Annotated in this window: 1 protein-coding gene; it reads right to left on the bottom strand. The window is 59.9% G+C overall.

The window, feature by feature from the left end:
- Positions 1 to 302 (bottom strand): catalase (locus tag AC5Y36_RS25890; protein WP_500043831.1); only part of this gene is annotated, 302 nt, incomplete at both ends.

The following is a 302-nucleotide window of genomic DNA, read 5'->3' as shown; positions in this document are numbered from 1 at the left end:
ATCTGATGATGGTTGACCCCGATCCGGGCCCGATGCGCATCCGCGTAGGCGAAACTGCGCCCCAACAACAACCGGTCCGGACTCAACCCGGTACCCGGAACAATGTTGTGCGGCCCGAACGCGGCCTGCTCCACCTCGGTGTGATGATCGGTGGGGTTGCGGTCCAACGTCATCCGCCCCACCTCGATCAACGGATAATCGGCGTGCGGCCACACCTTGGTCACATCAAACGGATTGAACCGATACGTCTTGGCATCCTCGAACGGCATGATCTGCACATACAACGTCCAACTCGGGTGATC

This window comes from Mycobacterium sp. NGS50 (genome assembly GCF_059812545.1).
Note: the sequence above shows the minus strand (reverse complement) of the source record. Positions and strands in the feature narration are given on the sequence as shown.